General features: G+C 73.0%; 18 protein-coding genes. 11 read left to right on the top strand and 7 right to left on the bottom strand.

Annotation, left to right across the window (positions count from 1 at the left end; all coding sequences use genetic code 11):
• Positions 1-19: 19 nt before the first annotated feature.
• The 6 genes from AB0N03_RS25920 to AB0N03_RS25945 are packed head-to-tail and all read right to left on the bottom strand — an operon-like array spanning position 20 to position 5,530.
• Complete coding sequence (locus AB0N03_RS25920; protein ID WP_285479050.1) at positions 20-226, bottom strand: MbtH family protein; 207 nt, start codon at positions 224-226, stop codon at positions 20-22.
• A gap of 2 nt (positions 227-228) precedes the next feature.
• Positions 229-1,527: an MFS transporter gene (locus tag AB0N03_RS25925; protein ID WP_364376755.1), complete on the bottom strand. Its 1,299-nt coding sequence runs from the start codon at positions 1,525-1,527 to the stop codon at positions 229-231.
• A complete protein-coding gene (locus tag AB0N03_RS25930; protein ID WP_364376758.1) occupies positions 1,524-2,777 on the bottom strand; it encodes a glutamate synthase-related protein in 1,254 nt (417 codons plus the stop codon). The genes AB0N03_RS25925 and AB0N03_RS25930 overlap by 4 nt, the downstream gene beginning before the upstream one ends.
• Positions 2,774-3,757: an asparagine synthetase A gene (locus AB0N03_RS25935; protein WP_364376761.1), complete on the bottom strand. Its 984-nt coding sequence runs from the start codon at positions 3,755-3,757 to the stop codon at positions 2,774-2,776. Before AB0N03_RS25935 ends, AB0N03_RS25930 begins: the two co-directional genes overlap by 4 nt.
• 31 nt (positions 3,758-3,788) lie before the next feature.
• On the bottom strand, positions 3,789-5,048 hold the full coding sequence (locus AB0N03_RS25940; RefSeq protein WP_364376764.1) for a methylaspartate mutase: 1,260 nt from the start codon (positions 5,046-5,048) through the stop codon (positions 3,789-3,791).
• Positions 5,045-5,530: a cobalamin-dependent protein gene (locus tag AB0N03_RS25945; RefSeq protein WP_364376767.1), complete on the bottom strand. Its 486-nt coding sequence runs from the start codon at positions 5,528-5,530 to the stop codon at positions 5,045-5,047. The genes AB0N03_RS25940 and AB0N03_RS25945 overlap by 4 nt, the downstream gene beginning before the upstream one ends.
• Positions 5,531-5,939: 409 nt before the next feature.
• On the opposite strand from AB0N03_RS25945, the gene AB0N03_RS25950 reads away from it, so the two are divergent.
• The 10 genes from AB0N03_RS25950 to AB0N03_RS25995 all read left to right on the top strand — a co-directional run bounded on the left by AB0N03_RS25950 (position 5,940) and on the right by AB0N03_RS25995 (position 22,082).
• Positions 5,940-8,810 (top strand): type 2 lanthipeptide synthetase LanM family protein, encoded by a 2,871-nt coding sequence (locus AB0N03_RS25950; protein WP_364376770.1) that lies wholly within the window; start codon positions 5,940-5,942, stop codon positions 8,808-8,810.
• 47 nt (positions 8,811-8,857) lie between these two features.
• Entirely contained in the window at positions 8,858-9,037 is a 180-nt protein-coding gene (locus AB0N03_RS25955) for a hypothetical protein (RefSeq protein WP_364376773.1), read from the top strand.
• Between the two features lie 43 nt (positions 9,038-9,080).
• A complete protein-coding gene (locus AB0N03_RS25960) occupies positions 9,081-9,263 on the top strand; it encodes a hypothetical protein (RefSeq protein WP_364376776.1) in 183 nt (60 codons plus the stop codon).
• Positions 9,264-9,311: 48 nt separating this feature from the next.
• Complete coding sequence (locus AB0N03_RS25965) at positions 9,312-9,485, top strand: hypothetical protein (RefSeq protein ID WP_364376778.1); 174 nt, start codon at positions 9,312-9,314, stop codon at positions 9,483-9,485.
• 68 nt (positions 9,486-9,553) lie between these two features.
• The gene (locus AB0N03_RS25970; protein WP_364376780.1) at positions 9,554-12,445 is read left to right on the top strand and encodes an AAA family ATPase; all 2,892 of its coding nucleotides are present in this window, start codon (positions 9,554-9,556) and stop codon (positions 12,443-12,445) included.
• 192 nt (positions 12,446-12,637) lie between these two features.
• Complete coding sequence (locus AB0N03_RS25975) at positions 12,638-15,943, top strand: glycosylhydrolase-like jelly roll fold domain-containing protein (RefSeq protein ID WP_364376781.1); 3,306 nt, start codon at positions 12,638-12,640, stop codon at positions 15,941-15,943.
• A gap of 55 nt (positions 15,944-15,998) precedes the next feature.
• Entirely contained in the window at positions 15,999-17,096 is a 1,098-nt protein-coding gene (locus tag AB0N03_RS25980; RefSeq protein WP_364376784.1) for a ferredoxin reductase, read from the top strand.
• Positions 17,097-17,124: 28 nt separating this feature from the next.
• Positions 17,125-18,390, top strand: a complete 1,266-nt coding sequence (locus AB0N03_RS25985; RefSeq protein ID WP_364376787.1) for an acyl-CoA desaturase — start codon at positions 17,125-17,127, stop codon at positions 18,388-18,390.
• A gap of 147 nt (positions 18,391-18,537) precedes the next feature.
• Positions 18,538-20,511 (top strand): hypothetical protein, encoded by a 1,974-nt coding sequence (locus tag AB0N03_RS25990; protein WP_364376790.1) that lies wholly within the window; start codon positions 18,538-18,540, stop codon positions 20,509-20,511.
• A gap of 2 nt (positions 20,512-20,513) precedes the next feature.
• A complete protein-coding gene (locus AB0N03_RS25995; protein ID WP_364376793.1) occupies positions 20,514-22,082 on the top strand; it encodes a hypothetical protein in 1,569 nt (522 codons plus the stop codon).
• A 34-nt stretch (positions 22,083-22,116) separates the two neighbouring features.
• On the opposite strand, the gene AB0N03_RS26000 is transcribed toward AB0N03_RS25995, so the two are convergent.
• Positions 22,117-23,028, bottom strand: a complete 912-nt coding sequence (locus AB0N03_RS26000; RefSeq protein ID WP_364376796.1) for an NADP-dependent oxidoreductase — start codon at positions 23,026-23,028, stop codon at positions 22,117-22,119.
• Between the two features lie 78 nt (positions 23,029-23,106).
• Between AB0N03_RS26000 and AB0N03_RS26005 the strand changes: the two genes are divergently transcribed.
• On the top strand, positions 23,107-23,696 hold a 590-nt coding region (locus AB0N03_RS26005), incomplete at its 3' end, for a helix-turn-helix domain-containing protein (protein ID WP_364376799.1).

The raw sequence follows: 23,696 nt of genomic DNA on the forward strand, positions 1-23,696 counted from the left end.
TCTGCCGGCGGGTGGGTGGTCAGCGCATCGAGGCGACGAGGCTCGCCGGACGCAGGTCGGTCCAGTGCGTCTCGACGTACTCCAGGCACGCGGCGCGGGTGTCCTCGCCGTGCACGGTGCGCCAGCCGGCCGGGACATCCACAGTGGACGGCCAGAGCGAGTGCTGGTTCTCGGCGTTGACCAGGACCAGGAAGGTGGCGTTCTCGTCTTCGAAGGGGTTGGTCATGACTACTTCTCCTCTGTGAGAGTGGCCCGGCCGAGTGCCGGGGTCGTGACGAGCAGGGCGAGCGCGCCGAGCGCGACCGCGGTGTGGGCGAACATGGTGAGCGGGACGCCGATCGCCTCGGTCAGCACGCCGATCAGCAGGTTGCCGACCGGGGTGGCGGCGAGGGTGAACAGCGCGAGGATCGACATGACGCGGCCGCGCATTTCGGGAGTCGCCCACCGCTGGGCAAGGCTCACGAGCACGAGCGCGGTGAGGCCGGCGACCAGGCCGAGGGTGAAGAAGGCGGCGATGCCGACGGCGAGGTTCCCGGTGGCCAGCAGGGCGAGGCAGCCGGCTTGCACGGCGAGGCCCGCGGTGGCGAGCCGTCCGGCTTTCTCGCGGGGCGGCCACTTGACCGAGACGACGAAGGCGAGGGACGCGCCGAGCGTCATGGCGGTGAGCAGCCAGCCGGCGCCTTGGTTGCCGCCCAGCAGGACGAGACCGAGGTTGATCGGCCCGGCCCCGCTGAGTTCGAGGAGGCCGGTGACGATCATGGCGGTCCTGAGCGCAGGCCTTCGTGCGACGTACCGGCAGCCTTCGCCGATTTCCTGGCCGAGTTGCCTGAGCTTGACGCGCTCCCGGGGTTCTTTGCTGGTCAGGGTTTTGGTGTTGCCGGCGGCGAGGGCGGAGATCGCGAAGCTGACGCCGTTGACGACGGCGACGGTGACGAGCCCACCGAGCCCGGCCAGCCACGACCCGAGCGCCCCACCGGCGGCTTGCCCTCCCCGCACGGCGGCGAGGTAGACGGCATTGCCCCGCACGAGGTGTTCGGGCGGCAGCAGGTTCGGGCGGAGGGCATCGGAGGCCGGGATGAAGAAGGCACTGGCGACGGCCATGACGACGATGAGCCCGGCGAGGAGGGGGAGCTTGGGCCCGACGACGAGCACGGCGGCAGCCCCGGCGAGCATGGCTCCCGCGCGGATGAGGTCGGTGGTGACGAGGACCCGCCTCGGCCCGGTTCGGTCCGCGACCGCGCCGCCGACGAGCAGGGTGAGGACTTTCGGGAGCGAACCGAGGGCGAGGACGAGGCCCGCGAGGGCGGGTCCGGCGGTGCCGACGAGGGTGATGGAGAGGGCGATCAGCCAGACCGCGTCGCCGAAGGAGGACAGGCCCATGGCCAGGACCAGGCCGAGGAAGGGAGCGGGGAGGCCGTTGCCGGCGGGCCTGGCGGCGGTCGCTTCAAGCGTCGCGAATGACTCATTCGCGACCTCCGAAGCCCCGAATGAGTCATTCGCGACCTTCGGACCGGGTGCCGCTGTCATGAGAGCACCTGCTCGCGGACCCGGTCCGGCGCGCCGGGGAACCACACGTCCTCGGGGGTCAGCGCGTCGGCCCGGTACTGGCCCAGCGCGCTCAACAACATCCGCAGCTCCAACGCCAAGGCCTCCGCGAACCGCACCAGCCCGTCCACCGGATCCGTGTCCACCGCCAGCAACGCCGCCCGGCCCAAGCCCGCCGCCCGAGCCCCGAGCGCCAGGACCTTCGCCACCCGCGTTCCCTCCCACATCCGGCCGGACGCCAGCAGGCAGCCCGCCGGCGAGCCGATCCGCGCCAGACACTCCGCCAGCGGCAACCCGACCGACGCGAAAGACAGAGGCGCCCAGCCCGAGCCACCCTCGGCCCCGTCGACCGTGACGGCCGAAGCTCCTGCCGCCCAAGCCACCGAGGCCGCGGCAGCCACATCACGACCGGGCGGCAGCTTCACCCACACCCCGGCCCGCGGGAAGTTATTGCGCATCAACCGGATCTGCTGACGCAGGATCTCGTCGGTGAACGTCCCCGGCGAACCGCTCCGCAGCACCTGCGAGCCCAGCGACTGATCGACTGCATAAAGCGAAGCGAGCGAAGCGGCGGCCGCCGGCGAGACCAGCGTCATCCCGCCCAGCCCCGGCTTCGCGCCCTGGCCGACCTTCAGCTCGAAAGCCAACCGTCCGGACTCCAGCAGGGACGCCGCCGACGGGTCGGAGTACACGAGGTTCCACACCTCCGCGTCCGCGTCCTCGGTGCTCTGCTGCACGACCACGCCGCCGAGCCCGTCGGGGACCGCGTCCGCGTACGCCCGCATCCGCTCCAGCAGCGTCCCGTCCGACGCGCCGCCCGTACGGCCGTGGCCGTGCACCGGGACGACGTTCTCGCCGATCACCATCGGGATGCCCAGCCGCGCGGCCTGCGCCGAAGCCGCCGCGCCCAGCCCCGCCCCGGCGACCTGCGTCGACCCGAACGCCGACAGGTACAGCGGCAGCGAAGACTCGAAGCCGCCGATCGACGCCGAGAGCGAGACATCGCCGTACAGCGGCTCGCGGCCCAGCTCGATCAGCTTCTCCAGCCGTCGTGGCACGAACACCGGCGGCACCAGCCGGGCCGACTCCAAGGCATCGTCGGCGTGAGAAGCAGCAGCGCCGAACAACGTGGTCCCGTACGAAGAGGCGGCAGGGAACACCGCCGCGGCACCGTGCCGGGCCCGCTCCCGGACGAGATCCTCGGGGAAACCCCCGGCGTGCAACGCGGTCACGGCGAGACCACCCCCGGCAGCTTCGGGAACGCCGTCGCCTGCCACACCGCGTCCAGCCCTGCGACGTACCGGGTGAACCGCTGCACGCCCAGGCCGAACCCGGCGCTCGCCGGGATGCCCGTGCGGACCAGGTCGAGGTACCACGCGTACTTCGCCGGGTTCTCCCCCGTCTCGCGCATCCGCGTCACGATCCGGCCGTAGTCGTGCTCCCGCTCGCTGCCGGAGCACAGCTCGCCGTACCCCTCCGGCGCGATCAGGTCGAAGTTGCGCAGGACACCCGGTGTGGAAACGCTTTCGCGGTCGTAGAACCCACGCGAGCCCTTCGGGTAGTCGACGAGGAAGAACGGCCGCGCGTGCTTCTCCGACAGGATCGCCTCGCCCGTCCAGTCGATCTCGGCGTCCGCGCTCTGCGGGTGCCCGAGCTCGCGCAGCGTCTCGACGGCGGTGGCGTGCGACAGCCGGCCGAACGCGCCGCCGAGCAGGTCGGCGAACGCGCCCGAGTCGCGGCCGAGCGCCTCCAGCACGTCGCCGGCGTCCTCGACGACCCGGCGCACCACGTGCGCCACCAGGTCCTGCAGCAGGTCGAGCACGTCGTCGCGGGACGCCCCGGCGACCTCGACGTCGAGCTGGTGGAACTCGGCCAGGTGCCGCCTCGTGTTCGCCGTCTCGAGGGGCTCGAGCCGCACGTTCGGCGCGACGTAGAAGATCTTCGAGAAGCCCAGCAGCGACGCCTGCTTGTACAGGATCGCGCTGGTCATCAGCTTGTAGCGGTGACCGTAGAAGTCGACGTCGACCTGCTTGGCGCCGCGGCCGCCGGGGTCGGTGACCGGGCCGATCACCGGGGGCAGCAGCTCGGTGAAGCCGCGGGCGCCCAGGAACGCGCGCGCCTCGGCCAGCAGCTTGTGCTGCAGGCCCAGCACGTTCCGCGTGGTCTCCGAGGTCAGGTGCGTGCGGGGGTCCGGCGGATCGGTGTACTCCATGGCGTTCTCACTCCCAGCTGGTCGGGACGGATCAGGACAGGACCGGGTCGAGCCTTCGGCGGTGGTAGGACAGGTCGGCGAGCAGCCGGGTCGCGCTGACCCGGTCGTGGCCGCGGCGGCCGCCCAGTGCGGGCGGCAACGGCATCCGGCCGGTGTGCCACCACTGCAGGCGGCCTTCGTCGTCGAGCACGCACCGGGTTTCGCCGCCGTTGTCGGGGTGCAGGCAGTACGGGACGTCGAGCAGGCCGCGTTCGAACGCCGCCGGGAGCGCCTCGGTCAGGGTCGGGGCGAGCGAACGCACCTCGTCGACGAGCCGCCGGGCCTGCGCGTACACCTCGGTGTCCTCTGATGTGGGGGCGCCCGGAGCGGGCTGGTCCAGCGCGGTGGCGTGCGCCAGCCGCAGGGCCTCGACGTTCTCTTCGACGGTCGGGATCCGGTGCGCTTCCGCGGTGGTCTTGACGATCAGCCGCTCGGTGCCGGTGCGCACGGCCAGCCGGACGCTCTCGGCGACCAGCTCCCGCGCCCCGGCGGCGGACTCCGGGAAGAGACCCATGTACGTGTAGAGCACGACGTGATAGTCCACAGTGGACAATTCTTCGGCGCACAGCCGTCGCATCGCCCACAGCGCTTCGGCGTCCTGCTCAGAGCTGGTCTGCTGCGCGTAGCTGGCCGACACGCTTCGCACGCCGTGTTCGACGAAGAACAGGCACTCCAGCACCGACAGCGCGACGAGCAGGCCCGGCGGGCACAGCTGGCCGAGCATGCAGCCGCCGAAACTCTCCAGATGGCACTCGACCCCCCGATCGGCTTGTCCGGCCAGCAGCGACGCCGAGCGCGACCACGACTTCGCCGCCGTCCGCAGCGGCACGCTGCTGTAGGGCAGGCAGTAGGACACCGGCCCGCCTTCGGAAGCGTCGAGGCCGGCTTCGAGCATCGCGGCGAAGATGTCTTCCGGCTGGGCCGACCCGTGCCGCACCTGGATCGGGAACCGCGGGCCGTACAGGCCGTCCACCAGCTCGGCGGTGACGGCCGGGCCGAGCGCCACCAGCGGGTAGCCGTTGAGCGGGACGCCGGAGGCGATCGACATGGCGGCGAGGTCGTGCTGCCCGGTGCGGGTGTAGCTGTCCAGGGTCACCGTGCCGATGGCCGGCACCCCGGCGTCGGCGACCGCGCGCAGCCCGCGGCGCATCGTGGCGGGGTCGGAGAACCCCATCCGCGGCTGGACGAGCAGCGTCCGGCGGCGCCGGTGCTCGGCCACGAAGCCGCTGAACACCGACCGGGCAGCGGTCACCGCAAGGTCCGGACGTTCGCGGCGACGAACTCGCGGAACGATTCGATCGCCTGGCCGGAGTCGCCGGCACCGACGTGGAACACCGCGTCGTAGCCCAGCGCCAGCAGCTCGGTCTCCAGCTCGGCGTTGGCGTCGCCCTGGACGCCGAGCTTGCCGCCGATGACGGCGGGCAGCCCGGCGAGCCCGGTGTCGGCGCGCAGCGCGGAGATCACCCGGGCGCCGTCGACGTGACCGTGGCCGTTGATGGTGCTGATCACCAGGCAATCGGGCCGCTCGGCGCGGCAGGCGGCCAGCAGCCGGTCCACCGGAACACAGGCGCCGAGGTTGACCACCTCGTGCCCCATCTCCTCCATGATCAGCTGGAGGGCGACGAGGTTCCACATGTGCGAGTCGAATTGGACGCTGGACAGGACGAACTTGAGCGGAGGACCCGCGGCCACGCCGGGCCCGTCGGGGGTCTGCTCGATCTGGAACGTGGTCATCGTGCGTCGCTCCCTGTGTGTTCGGGGAACGTCCGCGGGGCGAGCCGCGAACTTCTCACGACGAATCGTCATCGCCAGGGCGCCGGCGCACATGGGTGCGGCGGCCCCGCATTCCGGCGCCGCTCCCGGCACCGGAGTCCGCCTCGCGCGCGGGCGACGCGGTCGCGCGCGCGACCGCGGAACCAGGGGGCCGGGGTGCCCCGCATGGGGGATCGGGGGCGCGCACGCCCTCGTCAACCCCGGTCGTGCCCGCCCGCCGAACGGAGCAACCGCCACATCCGTCCGGCGCAACCGCGTAGTTCACGACCAGGCGTTTCGCCGGCGGCGCCCCCATGAACCCCTAGAAGGCCCCCATGCCGCGCGGGAATGCGGGCGTAGCACCCCCATGTAACCCAGGTCACCCGCTGGCATGCTCGATCTCGTGATTCCCCCGCAGCCGAACCCGGCGACCACGACGCTCCCGCCCACCTGGTGGGCGGCGGCGCTGACCGCGCGGGAACGCCGTCCCGGTGCCGCTCTCCCCGCGTGGGCCGGCTTCGCCGAAGCGGCGCTTTCACGGGAAAGCGCCGCCGTCGAAGCGCAGCTTTTCCGTGAAAGCGCGCACTGGCGCACCGCGTTCGCCGCGGTGTTCCGGCCCTTCACCGACGCGGCCCGTGCCGCGATCGCCGGCGCCGCAGCGGCTTCGCCCGCCGTCGACGCCACCGCGGTCGCCGACGGCTGCGCCGCGCGGCTGGGCCACCAGCTGGCCGGGCTCGCCGCCCGCACCCTGGTGCTGGAGCTGGGCCGGGCCCGGCGCGTGGAGGTCCTCGCGGGGGAAACGCCGGAAGAGCGCTTCGCCGACTTCGTCCGGCAGACCGGCACCCCCACCGGGCTCACCGACCTGCTGCACCGCTACCCCGTGCTCGCCCGGCTCACCGCGCAGGCAGCGCTGCACGCGATCGAGTCGGTCACCGAGCTGCTCGACCGCTTCGCCGCCGACCGCGCCGCCCTCACCGCGTTCGTCGGCACCGACCCGGGGCTGCTGACCGAGATCAGCGGCGGCACCGGCGACGCCCACCAGCGCGGCCGCTCGGTCCGCGAGCTGCGGTTCGCCGGCGGCGCGCGCGTCATCTACAAGCCCCGCCCGCTCGACCTGCACGCGGCGTTCACCGGCCTGGTGGACTGGCTCAACCCGCGCGTGCCCGGCCTCGAGCTGCGCACGGTCGACGTCCTGGTGCGCCCCGGCTACGGCTGGCTGCGCTTCGTCGAGCACCGGCCGTGCGCCGACCTCACCGAGGTGGACCGGTTCTACCGCCGCCAGGGCGTGCTGCTCGCCCTGCTGCACGCTCTCGACGGCACCGACGTGCACTTCGAGAACATCATCGCCGCCGGCGACCAGCCCGTGCTGATCGACATCGAGACGCTGTTCCAGCCGGTGCTGCCGGCCGGCAAAGCCGAGCTCGACCCGGCCGCCGAGTTGCTCGCGCGGTCGGTGCACCGGACCATGCTGCTGCCGCAGATGATCGTCGGCGAGCACGGCGCGGTCGACATCTCCGGCCTCGGCGGCGGCCGGGCGGCGGCCCCGGCGCTGACGCGCGTCGACTGGCTCGACGCCGGCACCGACCGGATGCGGCTCACCCGGGTGCCCGGCGGGGTCGGCACCGGCGTCAACCGGCCCACCCTCGGCGGCGTCGACGTCGAGCCGGCCGAGCACGGCGCCGCGCTGCTGGCCGGGTTCCGCGCCGGGTACGACGCCATCGCCGCCGGCGCGGCGGAGTTCACCGCCCGGCTGGACCGCTGCGCCCGCGCGGGGATCCGCGTTCTGGTCCGCCCGACCAGCTTCTACACGCGGCTGCTCGACGAGACCACGCACCCGTCGCTGCTGGCCGAAGCCGACGCGCGCGACGACGCGTTCGGGCTGCTGCACGACGACAGCACCGACGAGGTCCGCCGCGGGCTCGTCGACGCCGAGCTCACCGACCTGTGGGCGGGCGACGTCCCGATGTTCACCGGCCGGCCCGGGTCCGCGGACCTCTGGGACGCCGAGGGGAACCGCCTGGCCGGGCTCCTGGGCGAACCGCCGCTCGAGACGGTGCGCGCGAAGGTCGCGGGGATGACCACGATCGACCGCCGCGACCAGGAGTGGCTGATCTCCGCGGCGCTGGCCACCCGGCCGGCGGCCGAGACCCACGCCGGCACCGGGGTGACCGGCACCGTCCTGCCGAGCAAGAGCCCCGAACCCGCGCACCTGCTTTCGGCGGCATGCGGCGTCGCCGACGCGATCATCGCCCGGGCGTCGTCGGCCGCCGGCCGCGTCAACTGGGTGGGGCTGGAACTCGTCGACGAGAAGTACTGGACCGTGCTGCCGATGGGCGCCGGGCTCGGCGAGGGCTACACCGGCGTGGCGCTGTTCCTCGCGCAGCTGGCCGAGCTGACCGGCATCGACCGCTACCGCGACCTGGCCGCGAAGGCGCTTTCCGGCCTGCCGTGGCTGGTGTCGGCGCTGGAGGCCGACCCGGAGCTCGCCGCCGCGGCCGGCCCCGGCGGGCTGCTCGGGCTCGGCGGCGTCGCCTACGCCACGGCCCGGCTCTCCCGGCTGCTCGACCGGCCGGACCTGCTCGACCTGACCGCGCGCACGGTCGCCGTGCTGCCGGCGCCGACGCCCGAGACGTCACCGCGGTACACCACCGGGCTGGCCGGCGGCCTGGTCGCCTTGCGCTCGGTGGCCACCCAGACCGGGTTCGCCGAAGCCACACTGCTGGCCGACGCCTACGCGGCCGAACTCGCCGTCCGCTCCCTCGATCCCGACCTCGCCGACCCGGGGTTCGCGCACGGCGCGGCCGGCGTCGACTGGGCGCTGGCCGGGTATCCCCGCGAGACCGCGACGCTGCCGCCCGCCAAGGCCGCCACCGGGCACGGCTGGTGCTCCGGGCTGGCCGGCCAGGTGCTGGCCTACGCCGGCCAGCCCGCGGTGCTCGGCGGGCTCGGCGAGCAGGTCCGGGTCCTCGCCGCGCAGGACCCGCTGCGCGACCTCAGCCTCTGCCACGGCGAAACCGGCATCACCGACGTGCTCGGCTTCCTCGCCGAGACCGGGCACGAAGACGCCGCCGCCGCGGTCGCCACCCGCACCGGGCAGCTGCTCACCGCCGTCGAACAGGACGGCGCGCGCTGCGGCACCCCCGACGGCGTCCCGTCCCCCGGCCTGCTCACCGGCCTGGCCGGCATCGGCTACGGCCTGCTGCGCCTCGGCTTCGGCCCCCGCGTCCCGTCCGCCCTGCTCCTGCAACCCCCGACCCGCTGAGCAGGCCCGTCCCCACCCCCGTCCCCACCCCGAGGAGAGAACGAACGATGCCCGACATCACCGCCGAGACCGTCGAAGCCACCGTCGGCGCCCTGGTGCTCCCCCGCGCGAACCGCTGCGGTGTCCGCAACCAGGCGCTGGCCGGCGCCCGGCCCCGGCTGTCCGGGGTCACCCTGGACACGCTCGGCAGCCCCACCGTCGTCACCAACGGCACCTTCGCCCTCTGACTCCCCGTTCGCCCCGATCACTACCCAGAGTGGAGACCACGGCATGACCGAGCACGACCGCACCGGCATCGACAGCCCGATCGGCGACCTGACCCTTCCGACGGCGGGCCGGATCGGCGCCCGCAACCGCGCGCTGTCCGGCAAGACCGCGCGGCTGAGCCAGAATGGTGCCGACACCCTGGACATCACGCCGGTCTTCACCGTCAGTATCGGTTTCGCCGAATAACCCTTCCCGCCCAGGACGAACAGCACTACCGAGAGTGGAGCCACCCGCATGACCGAGCACGACTTCGCCGCCACGGACAACCCGATCGGCGACTTGACCCTCCCCCGGACCGCCCGCACCGGCGCCCGCAACCACGCGCTGTCGGGCAAGGCGGCACGGGTGAGCCAGAACTCCCTGACCACGATGGATATCACGGTCGTCACGGGCGGCTTCACCGAATAGTGAGACGGCCCGGGCGTCGGTAATTCGACCTACGTCCGGAGGGGGCCCATCCGGTTATAGTGACCGCGATGGGCATCCGTTCGACGCGTCTCATCGGACGCGACAGGGAGCTCGGCGCACTGTCGGAGGCTCTGGAGAAGGCCCGCACCGACCACGGTGGGGCCTTCTTCCTTGTCGGCGAAGGCGGGATCGGGAAATCCCGGCTCGCCGCCGACATCGCCTCGCGGGCACTGGCGACCGGGCTCCCGGTGCTACGCGGACGAGCCAGCTCCATCGGCCCGATGGTGCCGTTCCGGCCGCTGGCCGAGGCCCTGCTGTCGCACTTCCGCGGCGGCCTCCCGCCCGCCGCTCCCGAGCTCGACCCGCTCGTGCCGGTGCTCGCCCGGCTCGTGCCCGACTGGTACCGCGGCGACCGGCCGCACGACAACGGGAACCTGCTCGTGCTGGCCGAAGCGGTGTTCCGGCTGCTGTCGGTGGCGGGCCGCGAAGGCGGCTGCCTGATCGTGCTGGAGGACCTGCACAACGCCGACGCCGAAACCCTGTTCATCGTCGAGTACCTCGTCGACAACCTGGCGTCGAGCCGGGTCATGCTGATCGGCACCCTGCGCGGCGAACCGGGCGAGGCGCTGCGGCTGGCGACCGCGGCGGCGCAGCGCTCGTCCAGTCACACCTTCGAACTGGCCCGGCTCGACGCCGAGCGCACCCGGGAGTTCGCGGCCGCCTGCCTGGAGACGGAGCCGGCCGCGGTCCCCGCCGCCGTCGCGAACCTGTTGTGGCAGAACAGCGAGGGCGTGCCGTTCGTCGTCGAGGAGCTGCTGCACGGCATGCTCGGCGACGGCCTGCTCGTCGGCAGCGCGAACGGCTGGCAGGTCGTCGGCGAGCTGCAGGCCCGCGTGCCGGAGGCGCTGATCAGCAGCATCGCCACCCGCGTCGACGCGCTCGGCTCGGACGGCGAAACGCTCCTCTCGGTGGCCGCCGTGCTGGGCCGCCGGTTCCCGCTTTCGGTCGTGCAGGCGGTCACCGACATGGACGACCGCATGCTGCACAACCACATCAGCGCGAGCGTCGCCGCGCACCTGGTCACCACCGACGAGACCACCCCCGGCTGGTACGCCTTCCGCCACCCGCTCACCGCCGAGGCGCTGCTGGCCCGGCTCGTGCCCTCGACGAAAGCGAACCTGGCGCGCCGGGCCGCCGACGCCGTCGAGCTGCTGCACCCCGGCCTGCCCGGCGAGCTGTGCGCGCTGGCCGCGGCGCTGCGGCTGACGGCGATGGACCACCCGGGCGCCGGGCGGCTGTTCGCCGAAGCCGGCCGCCGCGCGCTCGACGGCGGCGCGGCCGACACGGCGGTGACGATGCTGACCCGCGCCGTCGAGCTCCTGGCCACGGCGAGCCCCGACGACCGGGCCGACGCCCTGGAGGCCCTGCTGCACGCGCTCGGGCAGACCGGGCAGTTCGACCGGGCCGTCGGGTTCTCCGCCCGCTTCGCCGAGATCGGCCGCCTGGAACGGGCGGTCGACCTGCACATCCAGCTGGCCTGGGCGGCCTACATCGGCGGCCGGCACGACGAGTGCCTCAACCAGATCGAGCAGGCCCGCGCCCCGCTCGGCGGCGAGATCACCGAAGAGCAGAAGGCGGGTCTCGACGCCGTCGAAGCGACGCTGTGGCTCGACATCCCGGGCCCGGCGCACACCGAGCGGGCCCGGAAGCTGGCCGAGCAGGCGTGGGAGGTCGCCGAGCGCGCCGGGGTGCCGTTCGTCTCGTGCCAGGCGCTGCAGGTCCTCGGCATGGTGGCGCTGGAGACGGACCTGACCGAAGCCGAGCGCTACCTGCAGCTGGCGCGGCGGCTGGCCGAGCACCACCAGCTGACGCACCTGCGCACCCAGGTGCTGGTCCGCCTCGGCGGGCACCGGATGCTCGCCGAGGGCGACGTCCGGACGTTCGACCTGGCCCGCGCGGAAGCCCAGCGGACCGGCGCGATCACCCTCACCTGCGCGGTCGACGCGAGCCGCGCGGTGCACGCGGCGATGCGCGGCGAGTTCGCGCAGGCCGAGACGATCCTCGACGAGAACCTCGCGGTGCTCGGCCGGCTCGGCCTGGTCGCGCTGCTGCAGTACACGCACATGACGCGCGCGATGGTGGCGGCGCACCAGGCGGACCGGCCGCGGATGGAGCGCGCGCTCGAGGACTTCCGCGCCCACGGTGGCGCCGGCGCGCAGGAGCTGGTGTTGAGCGTGGGGCTGGCCCAGGTGTTCTGCTCCCTGCTCGAGGAGGACGCCGAACGCGCCCGCCGCGAGCTGGCCCAGGTGCTGACCCTGGAGGAGCGCCAGCCCAGCCGCTTCCACCTGGCCGGCCAGCACGGGTTGCGGCTGCTGGTCGAGGCGCTGGACGGGACGGAACCGGAGGAGGCCCGGCCCCCGGCGGCGGTGAGCGGGATGCGCTGGAACCGCCAGTTCGTGCTGCTGGGCGACGCGGTCCGCCACGGCCGCGCGGGAGCTCCGGACCTCGCCGACGCCGCCGTGGCCGCGGCGATCGAGGCGGCGGCCCCGTTCCCGGTGAGCCGGCACCTCGGCCTGCGCATGGTGGCGGAGTCCGCGTCGGCCGACGGCTGGGGCGACCCGGTGACGTGGCTCAAGGAGGCCGAGGAGTACTTCCACCAGGCGGACGTGACCGCGGTGGCGAGCGCGTGCCGCGGCCTGCTGCGCAAGATCGGCGCCCCGGTGGGCCAGCGCCGCACGGGCTCGGACCGCCTCCCGGCGGGCCTGCGTTCGGCGGGGGTGACGGTGCGCGAGTACGAGGTGCTGCAGCTGCTGGCGGACAACATGGGCAACAAGGACATCGCCCGCCGGCTGCACATTTCCCCGCGCACGGTGGAAAAGCACGTGGCGAGTTTGATGGCGAAGTCGAACCTGCAGAACCGGGGCGAGTTGACGGAGTACGCGCGCAACACACCCCACTAGCGGCCCGAACGTCATGAACGACTCGTTCATGACGTCGGACGAGGTGAACGAGTCGTTCATGACAGCTCGGCGCGCATCACTGTCCACATCGGACAAATCTGCGATCACCCCCGATCAGCCCTTGACGCGCGTGACTCAGGTCACGTAAATTAACTGCCTATTGAATCGTTTCAATGCCTCTGGGGGACCTCCGTGACCGAGCACGACGAAGTGCGGATCATGCCCACCACCGGCGTCCGGCTGTCCCGGCGGCAGGCGCTCGCGCTCGCCGTCGCCACCGGGGTGGCCATCCGGATCCCCGCGACCGAAGCGGCGTCCGAGACGGCCTTCCCCGCGGACCGCTTCGCCGATCCGCGGCCCGACTCACGCCCCACCGTGCTGTGGTTCTGGAACGGCACCGTCACCCCGGACCTGGTCGCCGCCGGACTGGCGGACCTGCGCGGCCAGGGCGTGCACGAAGTCCTGCTCTTCCCTTTCGAGACCGCGGCCCTGAAGCCCGCGTTCTTCACCGAAGAGTGGTTCTCCATCATCGAATTCGCCCTGCGCGAGGCCCAGCGCCACGGCATGCACGTCTGGCTGTTCAACGACGACTACTTCCCCAGCGGCCGCGCCGCCGGGCTCGTCGTCGACGGCGGGACCGTCGGTGGCCGCGTGTACCCGCCGCGGCCCGATCTGCGGCTCAAGGGCGTCGGACACCAGGTGCTCACCGCCAGCGGTGGCACGCCGGTACCGCTGGTCAGCCGCGGACTGTCGGTTTCGGACGGTCGGCTGTTCGTCGACGCCGCCGCCCGCGACGGCGTCACCCTGCTCCGGCAGGGCGCTCAGTGGCAGGACTACGACGTCGAGGCGAAGGTCCGCGTCGAGAGCGCGACCGCGGGCCTGATGGTGCGCAGCGCGAGCGAAGGCGACGGCGTCCTCGCCGACCTGCGGGCCGACGGCGCCGTCGACGTCTGGCAGCAGACCGGCGGCTCGTTCGCCCTGGTCCGCAGCGGTACTCCGGTGCCGGGTTTCGACCCGGGCGCGGACCACGTCCTGATCGTGCGGGCGAGGGGCACGCACCTGACCGTGACGCTGGACGGCACGGCGCAGGCTCCGGCGGACATCGCCTTCGCCACCGGCCGCGTCGGGGTGCGCGCGGTGGCGAGCCAGCGGTCCTCCTGGGACCGGCTGACCGTCCGCGATCCCGCCGGAACCGTGCTGTACGAAGAAACCTTCGACTCCGCGGCCGCGCTCGACGCCTTCGACCTGCCCGCCGGCGGCCTGCCCCTGGTCGCCGCGACCGCCCGCCCGGCGGGCTCGGCCGATCCCCGGTCGCTGGTGGATCTCACGACCCCGGCCCGGGCGGGCGGGGAATGGACGCCGCCGGAGGGCCGGTGGCAGCTGGACCTGTTCACCGTCCGCCCGCTGAGCACGCCCACTGGCTCCGGCCGCGCCTACCTCGACCTCCTGGACGACGAAGCGGTACGGCTGTTCCTCGACGCCGTGCCGGGCGAGTACCTGCGCCGCTTCCCGTGGGCGGCGGAAACGGTGCTGCGCGGCTTCGCCGACGACGAGCCCTACCTCGCCTCGGCGCACGGCCCGTTCGACACCGTCCCCTGGTCCCCCACCCTCGACGCCGAACTCGCCGGGCTCGGGACGTCTGCCGGGATCGCCCTGACCGCGGTGCACGACGACCTGGGCCCGGACGGCCTCCGCCTGCGCGGGCTGTTCTGGCGCGCGGTGAGCAACCGGTTCGCCGCCGCGTACTACCGCACCCAGGGCAAGTGGATGACCGGCCACGGCGTCAAGCTGATCTCCAACCCGCTCTGGGACGAATACGGTCCGGGCGAACAGCTCCAGAGCTCCGGAAACCTGAACGCGAACAACCAGTGGGCGCAGGTGCCGGGCACCGACCTGATCTTCGACCACTACCAGCGCGGCTACCACCGCACCCTGTCGCGGTTCCCGGCCAGCACCGCGCACCAGCTGGGGCTCGAGCGGGTCTACCTCGAAGCCATGGGCGGCACCGGGTGGCCGGTGACCCCGGCGTTCGTCCGCGAGGTCGTCGGCGCGTTCGCCGTGCGCGGGGTCAACCACACGCTGCTGCACGCGCGGTTCAGCGACGAGAGCCAGATCGTCTACCCGCCGCCGTTCCAGCCCGCCAACCCGTGGTGGCCGGTGTCCGCGCCGCTGAACGACTGGATCGGCAGGCTGATGGAAGCCTGCCGGGCGCCGGCCGTGGCGCGGACCGCGCTGCTGCAGCCGCAACGCGCCGCGGAGTCCACTCAGGACACTCCGGCGATGGCCGGCCTCGACACGGCCTTCCTGACCACCGCGCACGCGCTCGAAGACGTCCAGGTGGACTTCGACTTCCTCGACGAAGGCGCGCTCGACGCCGACCCCGCGCTGGTGACCCACGCCCGGCCGAGCGGGCCGAAGCTGGTCGTCGGGCAGCAGGCGTACCGGATCGTCGTGGTACCGGAGACGCCGGTCCTGGCGCTCGGCGCGGCGCGGACGCTGACCCGGTTCGCCCGCGGCGGCGGTGTCGTGGTCGTCACCGGCGCGCCACCGTCCCGCGAAGCCGGCGGCGACGACGCAGGCCTGCGGGCCGCCTTGGCCGAGCTGTTCGCGACGCGCTCGGTGAGGCGGGCGGCCGATCCGGGGGCGGCCGCGTCCGCAGCGGTCACGGCCGGTGGGGCGGCGGCCGCGCTGGACCCGCCGCACGCCGACGTCCGGGTGCTAAGCCTGGAAAACCGGGGCGAGCAGGCATTTGTCGTGGTGAGCGAGCGCGCCGACGCCGTGGATCTCACCGCGACGTTCCCCGCGACCGGAGTGCCCGAGGTGTGGGACCCCGACACCGGCGCGGCGACTCCGGCGGGCGTCTGGCGCAAGGCCGGCGCGAATACCGCGGTGCCGCTGCGGCTGGAGCCGAAAGCCGCGCTGCTGGTGGTGTTCCGCGGTGGACGGGAGCCGCTGCACGCGGTGTCCGCGTCGGCGCCGGTGGAGCGCATCGACGGGCGCAGCGCGATCGTGCGGGCCACCGGACCGGGCCGGATCACCGTCACCGCGACAGCCGGTCTACGCGGCTCGACGACCGTCTCCGACTCCCTCGCCCCCGTTCCCCTCGACGGCGACTGGACGTTCCGCTTCGACCGCGCGGGAGCGCCGACGACCACGCGGCCCCTCGGCTCGTGGACCGAAGCGGACCCCGCGTACTCCGGATCCGCCTGGTACGAAACGGAGTTCGACCTGCCCGCCGTCCCCGGCCGGCGGTGGACGCTCGACCTCGGCGAGGTCCACGAAGTGGCCGAGGTGGAGGTCAACGGCGAGGCCGCCGGGTCCCGGCTGTGGCCGCCGTACCGGGTCGACGTGACGGCGACCCTGCGCCCCGGCCGCAACCGCGTCCGGGTGCGCGTCACGAACACCGGCGCCAACGCACGCGGCCAGGTGCTCGCGTCGGGTCTGCTCGGGCCGGTGGCGCTCCGGCCGTACCGGCTCGTCGGCGTGCCGTTGACTTAAACGTTTCACCCCACTCGGCGTGCGAACTGAGTGCACGTCTGTACACTCAACGAGCATGGCTGAAGTGGGAATGTGTCCCCCGGCGTCGCCGCTGCGACGGCGGGCACTGCGCGCGTTGCGCTGGCTGTTCACCCCCCTGCGCCCGGACGACTACCTCGAGTTGATCAACCCCCTGTGGTCGACCCGGGAGCTGCGCGGACGCGTCGAGCGCGTCGAGCCCGAACGGGGCGGCGCGGCCACCGTCCTGATCCGGCCGGGCTTCGACTGGGTCGGGCACCGGCCCGGGCAGTACGTGCGCCTCGGCGTGGTCATCGACGGTGTCCACCACTGGCGCGCGTATTCGCTGACGTCGAGCCCGGACCGCCCGGACGGGCTCATCTCGGTCACCCCCAAGAGGGTCGACGGCGGGGTGGTCTCGCCGTTCCTGGTCGAGGAGGTCCACCCCGGCGAGGTCGTCCGGCTCGGCGAGGTCGAAGGCTCCTTCACCCTGCCGGACCGGCTGGACCGCGGCCTGCTGTTCGTCACCGCCGGCAGCGGCATCACGCCGGTGATGAGCATGCTGCGCCACCTGGCGCCGGGGCCCGGCCTGCGCGACGTCGTCCACGTGCACTCCGCGCGGGAGGCCGACGGGGTCACCTTCGGCGACGAGCTGGCCGCGCTCGAAAAGCAGCACGACGGCTTCCGCCTCGAACTGCGCATCACGAGCGAGGTCGGCCGGTTCACCCCCGCCGACCTGGACACCCTGTGCCCGGACTGGCGCGAGCGGGAGACCTACGCCTGCGGACCCGGCGAGCTGCTCGACGCGCTCCAGAAGCACTGGAAGGAGCACGGCGACGTCGACCGGCTGCACCACGAACGGTTCCAGCCGATCGTCGGGGGCGAGGACGCCGAAGGGGCGGGCGGGACCGTGCGGTTCGCGCACCGCAACCTCGACGCGGACTGCCCGCCCGGCACCCCGATCCTCGTGGCGGGCGAGAACGCGGGCGTCGACATGCCCTTCGGCTGCCGGGTCGGGGTCTGCCACACGTGCGTGCTGCCGATCCGGGAAGGCCGGATCCGGGACCTGCGCACGAACGCCGTCAGCGAGAAGCACAACGAGATCGTGCGCACGTGCGTGCACGGCGCCGAAGGCCGGGTCACGGTCGAACTTTGAGTCGAACTCTGAGCGGAGATAGGAACCCATGCCCTCCACCACCCACCCGTTCGCCCACCTGAGCGCGGACCAGCTCGACGAACTCGCCCGCGAGTTCGACGCCATCCACGACCAGGTGCGCGGCGACCTCGGCGAGCGCGACCGCCGGTACATCAAGGGCGTCATCCGGCTGCACCGGCAGATCGCGGTGGCCGGCCGGGCGCTGCTGCTCGGCTCCCGGTCCAAGGTGGCCTGGACGGCGGGCACCGGCTGCCTGGCGATCGCGAAGATCCTGGAGAACATGGAGATCGGGCACAACGTCCTGCACGGCCAGTGGGACTGGATGAACGACCCGTACATCCATTCGTCCACATGGGACTGGGACACCGCTTCGACGGCGACGGCGTGGAAGCACTCGCACAACTACATCCACCACACGTACACGAACATCCGCGGCAAGGACAAGGATCTCGGCTACGAGATCATGCGCATCGACCCGCACCAGAAGTGGCACCCGGCATACCTGGCGCAGCCGCTGTACAACCTGCTGCTGATGGCCTTCTTCGAATGGGGCGTCGCGGTTCACGACCTCGACGTCGAAGCCATCCGCACCGGCGAGAAGCCGATGAAGGACGTGTGGCACGACCTCAAGGGCATCTCGGGCAAGGCCCGCGACCAGATCCTGAAGGACTACGTCGGCTGGCCGTTGGTGAGCGCGCTGGCCGCGACCGCCGTCGGCCGGCTCGTGCAGCGCGAGCCCCGTTCCCGGGCCCGGGTCTTGGCGGACCGGGCGCGCGGCCGGCGCCGGAAGGGCGCGGTGCGGGCCCAGCTCGCCGCGGCCCGCGCGGAGGGCGGCGGCACGTTCGCCGCGACGTTCTGGGCGGACTTCACCGCGAACATCATCCGCAACCTGTGGGCGCACTCGATCATCTTCTGCGGTCACTTCCCCGACCAGACCTACACGTTCAGCCAGGAGGAGGTCCGCGACGAGACCCGCGGCGGCTGGTACGTCCGGCAGCTGGTCGGCGCGGCGAACATCACCGGCTCCCCGCTGTTCCACCTACTGAGCGGCAACCTCGGCTACCAGGTCGAGCACCACCTGTTCCCGGACATGCCCAGCAGCCGGTACGCGGAGATCGCGCCGCAGGTCCGGGAGATCTGCCGCCGCTACGGCCTGCCGTACAACACGGGGCCGTTCTCCCGCCAGCTCGGCACGGTCCACCGCACGATCCTGCGGCTGGCGTTCCCCGGCGGCAAGGTCCGCCCGAAGCCCGGCCCCTACCAGGGAGACGACGAGCTGCGCCGCGCCGCCTGACGCGGCCGGCACGCCCGGCCGTTGCCAGGGGCACCTTCATGGCTCTAAAGGCCATGAGGGTGCCCCTCATGGCCTTTGTCGGCGTCCGGTCGGGCAATAGCCGCATTTTTCGTGTATCACGGCGCCCCACCTCCTACTCTCAGTGGTGTGGACGGCATCGAGAGTCTCCGGCACGCGATCGAGACGATCCCCATTCCCGGCGCCCCGCCCCGGCTCTCGCGGCAAGGCGCGGCCGTCGGGCTGGCCCTCCTGGACACGTCGTTGCGGCTCAACCACGTGCGCCGGCTGACCGAGCGGCTGACCGTCGTCGAGCACGGCACCGCGCGGCGCAGCACCGAGGTCGACGTCAGCCTCAAGCTCCTCGACGAGGGGCAGCGCCAGGCGACCGCGCAGCTGCAGGACCTCATCGGCCAGGAACACGGCGAGCGGGCCGCCTCGAGACCGGCGCGGCAGCGGTCCCTCTGGGTGCCGCTCGCCCGGCTGCCGCGCCGGGACGTCTCCCCCATCGACGTGTTCGACAGCGCCGGCCAGAAGCTGCCGCGGCTCACCCAGCACGAGGCGTCCCGGCTGGTCGCCGCCGGGCTCTACCGGTTGCTGCGCGGGATCCTCGCCGGCGACGAAAACGCGCAGACCGCCAAGCACGAGCTCAACACCTTCCTCTTCCAGGTGCACGAACCGCGCTGGCTCATCCAGCAGGCGCTGCTGACGCTGCTCACCGAGCGGAACCACCCGGAGGAGAAGTTCGCGCTGGCCCCCACCGGCGGCACGGTTCCCGGGTACGGGAGGCAGTGCCGGGACCTTGCCCTCGACATCCTCACCGGCTGCGCGGACCTGCTGGTCGAATACGCGTACCTGCTGAACGTCGCCGTCCGCGACTACATGCTGGTCGTGGCGCTGGACGACTCGGTCGAGGAACACCGGCTCAGCTACGAAACCCCGCTGCACGTCGACGCCCGGCAACCCCTCGCGAAGGAGCAGTGGCGGCGGCTGGCCGCCAGCCGGCGCGGCTACGTCGTGAGCTACGAGACCATGATCCCGGCGACGCTGAAGTCCTACCACCTCGTGGCCCGCACCGCGCCGGAGGCCGAGATCTCCCGGATGTACCTGTCCACCGACGCCGATCAGCACCAGGTGGACGGCCTGGCCGAGGACCTGCTCTCCCTGGCCGAACGCCAGGACGCCGCCCCGCTGCAGGAAGCCGACGGCGCCCGGCACAAGATCCTGGAGCTGCAGGCGCAGACCGTGCTGCGGCGGCTGGCGGACCTGGTGCGCCGCCGCAAGTGGGAGGCCGGCCAGTCCGGGGTGGAGCTGTCCCCGCGCAGCCTGCCGGTTTGCCACCGGCTCACCGCCGCGGCCACCACGGGCGAGGCGGTGCGGACGGGCTCGGGCGAGCTGGACAACTCGCTGCGGCGCCATCCCGAGTTCACGTCCGCGAACCTGCGCGAGGCCGCACGCGAGCTGACCGAGCGGGAGTTCGGCCAGGACCTCGTGCTGGTCAACGGCATCGCCGACAACGAGGCGCGGGCCTACTGGCGCCGCTCCGGCGGCCGCGACCCGCGCGGCGACCACGTCCGGGTGCGCGCGACGCTCGTGCTCAAGGACTCCACGAAGTCCGGCCCGCTCAACGTGACCTTCTACGCGCTGGCCGTCGCGGCGGTCTCGTTCGTGCTCGGCTGGATGCTCGTGGGCAGCCCGTGGCCGTACGGCCGGGCCGCCACCGGGGCGCTCGGCCACGTCGGCGACGGCCAGTCCGTGATCACGATGTTGCTGCTGCTGCCGGGTTTCCTCTACAGCCGCCTGTCGCTGCCGCCGCGGCGCACCGTGCTCGGCTACCTCGGCACGCTGCCGCAGGCGCTGGTGCAGCTGAGCATCGCGGCCGTCGCCGCGTTCGCCGCGGCCGTCGCGACGCAGAGCCGGGGCGAAGTCGTGCAGGCCACCCTGACGGTCGCGGTCGGGCTGCCGGTGCTCGCCGCGCTCGTGCTGTTCGGCCAGGCGTCGTGGCGTGAATCGGCGATCCCGCTCTCCCGCATCGGGGCGCCGCGGTGGGCGGGCTCCGGCGCCTGGGACCGCCGCAAGCCCCTCGAGGCCGACGTGCGGTTCGACTCGTCCGGGGGGTGGTGAAGGTGCGCGGCCAGCGGATCTCCGTGCGGAACGTGGCCGACCTGGCCCGGGCCGGCTTCGAGATCGCCCGGCAGCCGGTGACCAAGGTGGACTTCGAAGTGCACCACGCGGCGGCCCGCCACGGCTACCTGCGCGAGCTCGTCTCCACGGACTCCGAGAACACCGTCTTCCTGGAGACGCTGTGCTCGGCCACCAACGGTGCCGGCGTCGTGATCGGCACCCGCACCCGCAAGCCCCTGGACGGCACCGAGGTCGTCGAGCGCGTCGACGGCCAGCAGCCGGCGGAACGCCCCGAGCAGAACGACGGCGGCTGGGTGTTCCACCAGACGACCTCGCCCAACCCGACGTTCATCTACGAGTCCGCGCAGACGTTCGAGGGCCTGATCGCGATCGACCCGGCGGCGCGCGAGGTGTGCGAGTGGCACGGCCTCGCCGTCCGCGACCTGATCCGGGAGATCTCCGACGCCGCGGCCTCGCTCATCGACGCGCCGCTGCTGTCGCTGCAGAGCCCGGCCCAGCTGCCGACGCTCGTCAAAACCCGCAACCACGACCTCCGCACCCGCAAGGAAGTCGCGTCGCCGTGCGCGTCGCTGGCCGTCCGGTTCGCGATCGCGCTGCGGGACGCGTCCGCGGCCGCGCGGTTCGAGCTGGCCGACCGGTTCCGCGAGCTGTGCGAGAAGCACGGGTACAGCTTCTGGCTCGCCGACACGCGGCCGGGGCACCGGCAGGGAAACTGGTTCGAGGTCTACCACGCCGACGGCGAGTTCTCCCCGCTGTACAAGGGTGACCTCCGGTCCCGCCAGCGGATCGGCACGGTCCTGCCGGTGACGTTCGTCGGGCCGGCGCGGATCGGCTCCACGAACGCGATCGCCTCCTTCCTGCAGCGCTATCCCCAGGTGGGGGTGGTCGGCTGCGCCGCCACGACGCTGTCGGACGTCGCCTTCGTCCACCTGCAGCTGGCGATCCACGGCGTGGCCGCCGACCGGCTGAACCGCATCCTCGGCAAGCTGCTCGGCGAGTCGACGACGCCGGCCCGGCCGCACAAGCTGCTGCGCGAGCTGTTCAAGCGCCTCGGCCTGCCGCCCGACCCCGACGGGCCGAGCCCGTCCGTCCAGGATCCGACCGGCGACTACCAGACGTTCACCGGCCCCGCGTTCGCCTACCGGCCGTACCAGATGCCGGACTGCGTGGCGGTGTGGGTGTCGTGGGAGATCGCCCGCCAGCAGCGAGGCCTGACCGCCCCGCTGGACTGCCTGTACCGCGCGCTGGCCCAGGTGGCGCCCCGGGTGTCCCCGGACACCCCGGGCTCGGCGGGCGACCTGGCCACCGTCGAGTACCTCATCTGCCGCGCCACCGAGCAGTCCGTGGTGCGGGGCAAGGCGAAGCTGGCGGTGCCGAAGTCGGTCCTGCGCCAGTTCTCCTCGGGCGGCGGCGAGTTGCCCGCGTCCAAGCTGTGCGCGTCGCTGGAGGAGGCGTGGAAGGCCCACGTGGACCAGTCCGGTGTGGACGGAGTGGGCGAGCTGACGGTGGCCTGGCGCGAATCCTGGCTGGGCCACTGGACTTATTCGTAGCCGGGGCCGCCGAAGAACTTCGGCGAGCCCCCGGTCACAGCGTCAGCACGATCTTGCCGTGGACGTGGCGACCAGCCTGCAGCTCCACCGCCTCGCGCACCTTCTCGATCGGGAAAGTCGCCGCGATCGGCACGACGACCTCGCCGGCGACGATCGCGTCCGTGAGCCGCGTCATCGCTTCCGGGGCCGCGTCCACACCGCCGGTCGCGCGGACTCCCCCGGGCGGGTTCGGGCCCGCCGCGATCGTCGAGATCCGCTCGGGGGCGATGCCGAGCTCGAGCGCGGCCGAAGCGGTTTCGGTGCCGAACAGGTCGGTTGCCGCGGTCGGGGCCAGTGAGCGGACTCGATCGGCCAGTCCGGGGCCGTAAGCCACCGGCGTGGCACCCAGCTCACGCACGAACGAGAACGTGCCCTCTCCTGAAGTTCCGATCACCCGGGCACCCGCGCGCGCGGCCAGCTGGACCGCGAACACCCCCACCCCGCCCGCCGCGCCACCGATCAGGACCGTGTCGCCCGAACGCAACCCGATCGCCGCCAGGGCCGCCGCCGCCGTCATGCCCGCCACCGGGAGCGTCGCCGCGGCGAGGTCGGTGACACCGTCAGGGGTCGGCCAGAGGGTCTCCGCCGGCGTGGCCACCACCGCGAAGTCGGCGACGGCCCGGGCCATCACACCACCGAAAACCCGTTGGCCCACGGTGAATCCCATGGCACCGGGGCCGACTTCGTCGACGACCCCCGCCAAGTCGTAGCCGAAACCCGACGGCACCGTGACGCCGAACTGCGCCGCCAGCTCGGGACGCGACGCCAGGCCCCAGTCCATCGGGTTCAGGCCGGCGGCCGCCACCCGGATGCGGATCTCGCCCGGCCCGGCGTGCGGCTCCGGCACCTCGTGCAGCTCCAGGACGTCGGGACCGCCGAACTTCTCGTAGATGACAGCGCGGCTCATGAGCCACCTCCACAGTGATGAGACTTGGTCCCATCACCGTACACGAGGTGACGGGACCAAGTCCCGTACACTCGGCCCATGGCCCGCTGGCAGCCCAACGCATCGGAGCGGCTCGTCGTCGCCGCGCTCGACCTCTTCGAGGAGCGGGGCTACGAAAACACGACCGTGATCGAGATCGCCGAACGCGCCGGGCTGACGAAGAGCACCTTCTTCCGCCACTTCCCGGACAAGCGCGAGGTGCTCTTCGGCGGTGACGCGATGGCCGGCCTGCTCGCCGCCGGGATCGCCGACGCGCCGACCGCGGCCACCCCGCTCGACGCCGTCGTCCACGCCCTCGACGCGCTCGGCCGTGAAGCCTTCACCGCCGAGCGCCGCGCGTTCGCTACCCGGCGGCGGGCGGTGATCTCCGCCCACCCGGAGCTGCGCGAACGCGAGGCGTTGAAGGGCCTCGGACTCACCGCGGCGATGGCCGAAGCCCTCGAACGCCGCGGTGTGCCCGATCCTGCCTCACGCGTGGCCGCCCAGCTCGGTGCGCTCGTCATGACGATCGCCTACGAACGCTGGAGCGACCCGGGCGGGGGGCGCGCCGGGGGGGGCGGCGGGCGCCGCCGGCGCGCCCCACAGGATGGGCCACCACCTGACGACAAGCACAAACACTTTTTTTGTGT

This window comes from Amycolatopsis sp. NPDC051061 (genome assembly GCF_040682935.1).
In the GTDB taxonomy this organism is placed as follows: domain Bacteria; phylum Actinomycetota; class Actinomycetes; order Mycobacteriales; family Pseudonocardiaceae; genus Amycolatopsis.

Coding starts and splice junctions, on each gene's coding strand:
- AB0N03_RS25920 (WP_285479050.1), bottom strand. CDS start 226: ATGACCAACCCCTTCGAAGACGAGAACGCCACCTTCCTGGTCCTGGTC.
- AB0N03_RS25925 (WP_364376755.1), bottom strand. CDS start 1,527: ATGACAGCGGCACCCGGTCCGAAGGTCGCGAATGACTCATTCGGGGCT.
- AB0N03_RS25935 (WP_364376761.1), bottom strand. CDS start 3,757: ATGGAGTACACCGATCCGCCGGACCCCCGCACGCACCTGACCTCGGAG.
- AB0N03_RS25945 (WP_364376767.1), bottom strand. CDS start 5,530: ATGACCACGTTCCAGATCGAGCAGACCCCCGACGGGCCCGGCGTGGCC.
- AB0N03_RS25950 (WP_364376770.1), top strand. CDS start 5,940: ATGCTCGATCTCGTGATTCCCCCGCAGCCGAACCCGGCGACCACGACG.
- AB0N03_RS25955 (WP_364376773.1), top strand. CDS start 8,858: ATGCCCGACATCACCGCCGAGACCGTCGAAGCCACCGTCGGCGCCCTG.
- AB0N03_RS25960 (WP_364376776.1), top strand. CDS start 9,081: ATGACCGAGCACGACCGCACCGGCATCGACAGCCCGATCGGCGACCTG.
- AB0N03_RS25965 (WP_364376778.1), top strand. CDS start 9,312: ATGACCGAGCACGACTTCGCCGCCACGGACAACCCGATCGGCGACTTG.
- AB0N03_RS25970 (WP_364376780.1), top strand. CDS start 9,554: ATGGGCATCCGTTCGACGCGTCTCATCGGACGCGACAGGGAGCTCGGC.
- AB0N03_RS25980 (WP_364376784.1), top strand. CDS start 15,999: ATGGCTGAAGTGGGAATGTGTCCCCCGGCGTCGCCGCTGCGACGGCGG.
- AB0N03_RS25985 (WP_364376787.1), top strand. CDS start 17,125: ATGCCCTCCACCACCCACCCGTTCGCCCACCTGAGCGCGGACCAGCTC.
- AB0N03_RS26000 (WP_364376796.1), bottom strand. CDS start 23,028: ATGAGCCGCGCTGTCATCTACGAGAAGTTCGGCGGTCCCGACGTCCTG.